The organism is Caulobacter sp. (genome assembly GCF_049283275.1).
In the GTDB taxonomy this organism is placed as follows: domain Bacteria; phylum Pseudomonadota; class Alphaproteobacteria; order Caulobacterales; family Caulobacteraceae; genus Caulobacter.
Map to the genome: position 1 here is coordinate 1 of NZ_JBAPVS010000304.1, position 6394 is coordinate 6394.

At 60.9% G+C, this 6394-nt stretch carries 6 protein-coding genes; 3 read left to right on the forward strand and 3 right to left on the reverse strand.

The genetic code is table 11. The features are described from left to right. A partial coding sequence (locus tag WAL33_RS17215; protein WP_422182748.1) for a helix-turn-helix domain-containing protein occupies positions 1 to 333 on the reverse strand: 333 nt, incomplete at its 3' end. Between the two features lie 78 nt (positions 334 to 411). On the opposite strand from WAL33_RS17215, the gene WAL33_RS17220 reads away from it, so the two are divergent. The 3 genes from WAL33_RS17220 to WAL33_RS17230 all read left to right on the forward strand — a co-directional run bounded on the left by WAL33_RS17220 (position 412) and on the right by WAL33_RS17230 (position 3125). Beyond that, a complete protein-coding gene (locus tag WAL33_RS17220; protein ID WP_422182749.1) occupies positions 412 to 633 on the forward strand; it encodes a helix-turn-helix domain-containing protein in 222 nt (73 codons plus the stop codon). A 141-nt stretch (positions 634 to 774) separates the two neighbouring features. Further along, complete coding sequence (locus WAL33_RS17225; RefSeq protein WP_422182750.1) at positions 775 to 1008, forward strand: helix-turn-helix domain-containing protein; 234 nt, start codon at positions 775 to 777, stop codon at positions 1006 to 1008. A gap of 470 nt (positions 1009 to 1478) precedes the next feature. Then, positions 1479 to 3125 carry a reverse transcriptase domain-containing protein gene (locus tag WAL33_RS17230; protein WP_422182751.1) on the forward strand — a complete coding sequence of 549 codons (1647 nt, stop codon included), beginning with the start codon at positions 1479 to 1481 and terminating at the stop codon, positions 3123 to 3125. A 62-nt stretch (positions 3126 to 3187) separates the two neighbouring features. Here WAL33_RS17230 and WAL33_RS17235 read toward each other — a convergent pair whose 3' ends face one another. Together WAL33_RS17235 and uvrB are read right to left on the reverse strand one after the other, a co-directional pair. Next, on the reverse strand, positions 3188 to 3577 hold the full coding sequence (locus WAL33_RS17235) for a hypothetical protein (RefSeq protein WP_422182752.1): 390 nt from the start codon (positions 3575 to 3577) through the stop codon (positions 3188 to 3190). Positions 3578 to 3802: 225 nt separating this feature from the next. Further along, complete coding sequence (gene uvrB, locus WAL33_RS17240) at positions 3803 to 6094, reverse strand: excinuclease ABC subunit UvrB (protein ID WP_422182753.1); 2292 nt, start codon at positions 6092 to 6094, stop codon at positions 3803 to 3805. Positions 6095 to 6394: the final 300 nt, after the last annotated feature.

Consider the following 6394-nt stretch of genomic DNA (forward strand, 5'->3'; position numbering starts at 1 on the left):
GGCCTCGGCCATGGCCAGGCCGCCGGGCGCGCCCAGCATCCGCGCCGTCAGCGACGCGCCTTCGTCAGCCTCACGGTCGGCGCCGGCGCCGTCGACCGTCTCGGGCAGGCCGTCGAAGAAGAACGCCACCGGGACCTCCAGCGTCCGGGCGATGGCGTGCAAGGCCGAGGCGCTGATCCGGTTGGCGCCGGTCTCGTACTTCTGGACCTGCTGGAAGGTCAGGCCGATCCGCTCGGCCAGCGCCTGCTGGCTCAACCCCCGCAGCTTGCGGCGCCATCGCACGGCGCGGCCGACATGGACGTCGACGGGGTGGGGGCCGGCGGTGGGTTTCATGATGCGCTTGCCTCAGGGTTGAGAAAATACACACTGACAGTATGTAGAACGCAACGCCGACCAAGGCAACGGTCCGGCGTGGCCGACAAAGACGATCTCATCGCCCTGGGGCGCGAAATCCGCCGTCATCGCAAGGCGCTGGGTCTCAGCCAGGAGGCCCTGGCCGAGCGCGCGGGCCTGCACCGCAACTATGTCGGCTTCCTCGAACGCGGCGAGCGCAACCCCAGCGCCACGACGATCTTCGGCCTGGCCCGGACGCTGGGGGTGAAGGCGGCGGAGTTGGTGGCGACCGTCGAATAGGCGATACTTATAGTCCGGATACTTATAGTCATCTACATGGGCTTGGGCAAACGATTTCGTCGCGCATAGCGAGAGCGGCCTGTCGGGAATGATACCTATAGTCCGTGGACCCATAGGCATCGCCTCGCAGCAAATGCCGCCATGGACGCGGACGAGGCCGTCATCAAGAAACGATTCGGCGAACGCCTCCGCGCGTTGCGCACGGCGGCCGGCGTCTCGCAGGAAGGCCTGGCGCTGATCTGCGGCCTGGACCGCACTTATATCGGCGGCATCGAACGCGGCGAACGCAACGTGGCCCTGGTGAACATCGTCCGCATCGCGCGCGGGCTGGAGGTCAGCCCGCAGGTGTTCTTCGCCGAGGCGGACGGGAAGTAGGCGCTCCTTCTCCCTTGTGGGAGAATGAGGCCCGCGAAGCGGGTCGGAAGAGGGGTCTCTCAGAGGCCCGCCGCCCCGCCAAGCCGTGCCGCCATACGCGGCCGACTCGCCATCGACCTCTCTCCTGGCGGTCCTCCGGACCGCCACCCTCTCCCGCAAGAATCCGCGTGGTGCCGCCCCCGCTCTGCAAAGGGGAGCCAGCCTTTCAGCTCACGGCGAGATCGGCACGCTGCATCCTCCAAGAGATGTAGGGCCACTGGGCCAAGCGGCGTTGCAGCAGACACGGCGCCGCACCACTTTGGCGCTTCCTTGGTAACTTGAATCGTCTATAAAGGTATCCGTACCCGGTCCCGAAGGATTGATCTGTGGCGTCGATACAGCGCTGCGTTTCTGAACGTGAGTACATTCCCTCGTCGACGGATGCGATCGCCATATGATGGGCGGGAATGCGATCGGCGGGGGGAATAAGGTTGAATAAGCCGGGGTCGGGTACACCTGTTTCCTATGTAAAACAGGAAAATGCGCAGCTAAAATCCCTACAATCAATCACGGCTAAAGAGCAACTCGCGACGTTGCTGGGGTGTGACTATGGAAAGCATTTGGCCTATTATTTGTATAGGCTGCATCCTTCAATGCGCTATCGCACCTTCGATATTCAGAAGAGAAATGGTGATAAAAGAACCATAAACGCGCCAAACTCAGGTTTGGTTCATATTCAGCGGCGCTTAAGTCGGATTCTCTATGAAATATATTCACCGCGTCAAGGTGTAAACGGATTTTTGCCAAATAAAGGCATCTACTCAAATGCTGAACAGCACAAGAGGCAGAGATTTATATTAAATATAGATATTGAAAACTTTTTTGGATCTATAAATTTTGGTCGTGTGCGAGGGCTTTTGATCTCGCAACCATATGGGTTGTCGCCCGAAGTGGCGACTGTGATCGCTCAAATTTGTTGCTATGAAGGATTCCTTCCCCAGGGAGCTCCTACATCACCCATTATATCAAATATGATATGTGGCCGGCTGGATGCAAACCTGAAGGCTTATGCCAAATCATTTGGATGTTATTATACAAGGTATGCGGACGATATAACGATATCTTTCAATGGTAGAGAGTACCCGAGGGATATAGCGCGGTATATTGCCATAGATGGTAAGAGAAATACAGAAATTGACGAATCTCTTCGCGAAGTTCTGCGTAGAAATGGATTTGAACTGAATGAAAGGAAATCGCGACTTTTATCGAGAGAAGACCGGCAAGTTGTTACGGGATTAGTTGTAAATAGATTTCCAAATGTTCCTAGAAAGTACATTAGAAATATTCGAGCAAGCTTACATGCTTGGAGAAAATTTGGCCCGCAGAAATTTCAGGAATTTTTTTCTGAAAAATATCTGGGAGGAACCAAGGATGCACAGCGTGTAATGCGCGGGAGGATTCAGTACGTAGGAAATATACGTGGATATAGTGATTCTATATATCTTAAGCTAAGAGATTCTTTCAACGAATTAGCGAAGGAAAAGATTTCAGTTACTCAGAGCCAGAAGCAAAAATCCCTATATGGGGCTGTATGGGTTTTGGAAGACCATGACTCGATTTCTCAAGGGTCGGCATTCTTCTTGAGCGGGATTGGGTTGGTTACATGTGCTCATTGTGTCGGGTCTAAACCATTTATCTATCATCCTAATGCGCCAGCGAAGAAATATAATGTGTCAGTTATAAAGAGTAGCGCGGACGTGGATTTGGCTGTTTTGAAGATTGACGAGGAGATAGAGGTGAGCTCGTTGGAGTCGCAGAGTTTTCTCACCACTCTCGAGGTTCGCACGGACGTAACATTGGTTGGATACCCGGACCATGCTCCCGGGAAAACCTTGAGTATAAAGGATGGTAAAGTTCAGAGTTTCACCATGAAATCTGGTGTAAAGCGCGCAAACATATCGTCACCAATTATTGGCGGAAATAGTGGTGGTCCAGTCTTGAGTAGGTATGGTCGCGTGGTTGGCGTAGCTGTTACCGGTGCTGATACCGAAAAAGCGTCTTTTGAAACTGAAGAACACGGAGTGATACCTATTTCTGCCCTTGTGGTGTTGGGGTATAACTCTCCATACTACGGATGAATTGCCGCCGTGTGGCCGTAAGATAGTTTGAAATAAACGTTCGGCCGAGCAGTCTACTCCGCTTACCGCCCCACCCACCTCACCGCCGCCACATCACTATCATCCGGCCGCGTGTTGAACGCGATCCGCGCCCCCGGCGCATGCCGATGCACGGCGTTCAGCACCGTCTCGAACAGCCCCAAGCTCGGCGGCGGGTTGCGGATGCCGGCGCCGATGACGACCACGGCGTAGTCGCGGCCGCTCAGCTGGGCGACGGTGGCGGCCTCGGCGGCGGCGAGGTCGGGGAGGACTTCCAGCTGGTCGACCGCATAGCCCTGGGCCTCCAGCCTGGCCTCGCTGGCGTCCAGGCCGGCGCGGACCTTTTCGGCGGTCATGCCGGGGATGATGCCCGGGGCGTGGAAGTCGACGGTGTCGGGGTTCTGGCCGACGATCAGGATGCGGGTGGTGGTCATGGTGAGGAGCTCCCCTGATGGTGTGCGGGGAGCTTGAGCGCGAGCGGGGCGATTGATCAACCGTTGTTCTGTGACGGGTGGGGTCGCGCCGCTCGCACATCCCAAAACGCCGCTCAGCCCGGCGTTCGCCGGGATGAGCGGTTCAAGAAAGGGAAGGGCGGCGTAACCCTCACCCTCCCATCGCTGCGCGACGGGTCCCTCCCTCTCCCTGTGGGAGAGGGTTTTTTAGAGCCGCGACTTGCGGAACGCCTCGGCCTGTTCGGCCCGCAGCTCCGCGCGCACGCGCTTGGGCATGGCCTTGTCCACCGCCTCGCCCGGGGCGGTCAGGGCTTCGTTGGCGAACTCCAGGTCCATCAGCTTCATGCGCTTGATCTCGTCGCGCAGGCGGGCGGCGGTCTCGAACTCCAGGTTGGCGGCGGCCTCGCGCATGCGGGTCTCCATGTCCTTCAGCGCGGCCTTGAAGTTGTCGCCGCTGAACGGCTTGGCGTCCTTGCCCTCGCCGACGCCGCCGATCGGCACGGTGACCCGGTCGCCGCGCTCGTAGGGGCTGTTGAGGATGTCCTTGATGTCGCGCTTGACGCTCTCGGGCGTGATGCCGTGCTCGATATTGTAGGCGTGCTGCTTCTCGCGGCGGCGCGAGGTCTCGCCCATGGCCCGCTCCATGCTGCCGGTCACCCGGTCGGCATAGAGGATGACCTTGCCGTCGATGTTGCGGGCGGCGCGGCCGATCGTCTGGATCAGGCTGGTCTCCGAGCGCAGGAAGCCTTCCTTGTCGGCGTCGAGGATGGCGACCAGGCCGCATTCGGGGATGTCCAGGCCCTCGCGCAGCAGGTTGATGCCGACCAGCACGTCGAACAGGCCCAGGCGCAGGTCGCGGATGATCTCGATCCGCTCCATGGTGTCGACGTCGCTGTGCATGTAGCGCACGGCGACGCCCTGCTCGTTCAGGTATTCGGTCAGGTCCTCGGCCATCTTCTTGGTCAGGACGGTGACCAGGGTGCGGTAGCCCTTGGCCTTGGTCTGGCGGATCTCGTCGACCACGTCGTCGACCTGGCTGGCGCCGTCCTTGGAGACCGGGCGGACCTCGACCGGCGGGTCGATCAGGCCGGTGGGGCGGATCACCTGCTCGGCGAAGACGCCGCCGGCCCGCTCCAGCTCCCACTTGGCCGGGGTGGCGCTGACGTGCACCGACTGGGGCCGCATGGCGTCCCACTCCTCGAACTTCAGCGGGCGGTTGTCCAGGGCCGAGGGCAGGCGGAAGCCGTACTCGGCCAGGGTCCATTTGCGGTTGCGGTCGCCCTTGTACATGGCGCCGATCTGCGGAACCGTCTGGTGGCTCTCGTCGGTGAACAGCAGGGCGTTGTCGGGGATGTATTCGAAGAAGGTCGGCGGCGGCTCGCCCGGCCGGCGGCCCGACAGGTAGCGGCTGTAGTTCTCGATGCCGGCGCACGAGCCGGTGGTCTCGATCATCTCCAGGTCGAAATTGGTCCGCTGCTCCAGGCGCTGGGCCTCCAAGAGCTTGCCGTTGGCCTCCATCCAGGCCAGGCGCTCCTTGAGCTCGGCGCGGATGGAGATGATCGCCTGGCGCAGGGTGGGGCGCGGGGTGACGTGGTGGCTGTTGGCATAGACCTTGATGGCCTCCAGGTCGCCGGTCTTCTTGCCGGTCAGCGGGTCGAACTCGCTGATCGCCTCGACCTCGTCGCCGAACAGGCTGACGCGCCAGGCGCGGTCCTCGTAGTGGGCGGGGAAGATCTCGATGGTGTCGCCGCGACGGCGGAACGTGCCGCGCTCGAAGGCGGCGTCGTTGCGCTTGTACTGCTGGGCCACCAGGTCGGCCATCATCTGCTTTTCGTTGATGGTCTGGCCGACCTCCAGGGTGAAGGTCATGGCCGTATAGGTCTCGACCGAGCCGATGCCGTAGATGCAGCTGACCGAGGCCACGACGATGACGTCGTCGCGTTCCAGGATCGCCCGCGTCGCCGAGTGGCGCATGCGGTCGATCTGCTCGTTGATGGAGCTGTCCTTCTCGATATAGGTGTCGGTCCGGGGCACATAGGCTTCCGGCTGGTAGTAGTCGTAGTAGCTGACGAAATACTCGACCGCGTTGTCGGGGAAGAAGCTCTTCATCTCGCTGTAGAGCTGGGCGGCCAGGGTCTTGTTCGGCGCCAGGATCAGGGCGGGGCGCTGGGTGGCCTCGATGACCTTGGCCATGGTGAAGGTCTTGCCCGAGCCGGTGACGCCCAGCAGGACCTGATCGCTTTCCTTGCCCTCCAGGCCGGCCACCAGCTCGGCGATGGCGGTCGGCTGGTCGCCGGCCGGCTCGTAGTCGCTGACCAGCTTGAACCGCTTGCCGCCCTCGGACTTGTCCGGCCGCGCCGGGCGGTGCGGCTGCCACAGGGCGGGGGTCGCCGCGCCCAGCTCATTGTCCAGGGCCGGGTCGTGGATGAACTTGGCGGAGACGTCGGATACGCCTCCCCCGTTTTCGAAGGGGACTTCGGTCTCTGTGGATCGGGCCATGCCCGAAAGTAGGTCCGCGAGGCCCGGAAGGCTAGGGGGCCTGCTGACAGGCGATGTCAGCAGGCTGGCGGCAGCTCGGCCCCAAACGCCATGCGCCCGCGATAAGATTGAACTTGTGGTGGAGCTAACGGCGAAGCTAAGGCTGGTTCGTCGAACAGCGAAGATCTTGGGGTGCGTGTTGCGTAATCGGATTTTGACTGTCGCGGCGCTGCTGCTGACGGCGACGGCTCTGACCGCCTGCGGTGGCGGTGGCGGCGGTGGTGGTGGGCTGGTCGGCGGCGTCGTCACCCCGCCCGCGCC

What these genes read in the sequence shown, in the direction of transcription:
- WAL33_RS17225 (WP_422182750.1), top strand. Translation starts at nt 775, where the DNA reads ATGGACGCGGACGAGGCCGTCATCAAGAAACGATTCGGCGAACGCCTC.
- uvrB (WP_422182753.1), bottom strand. Translation starts at nt 6,094, where the DNA reads ATGGCCCGATCCACAGAGACCGAAGTCCCCTTCGAAAACGGGGGAGGC.
- WAL33_RS17235 (WP_422182752.1), bottom strand. Translation starts at nt 3,577, where the DNA reads ATGACCACCACCCGCATCCTGATCGTCGGCCAGAACCCCGACACCGTC.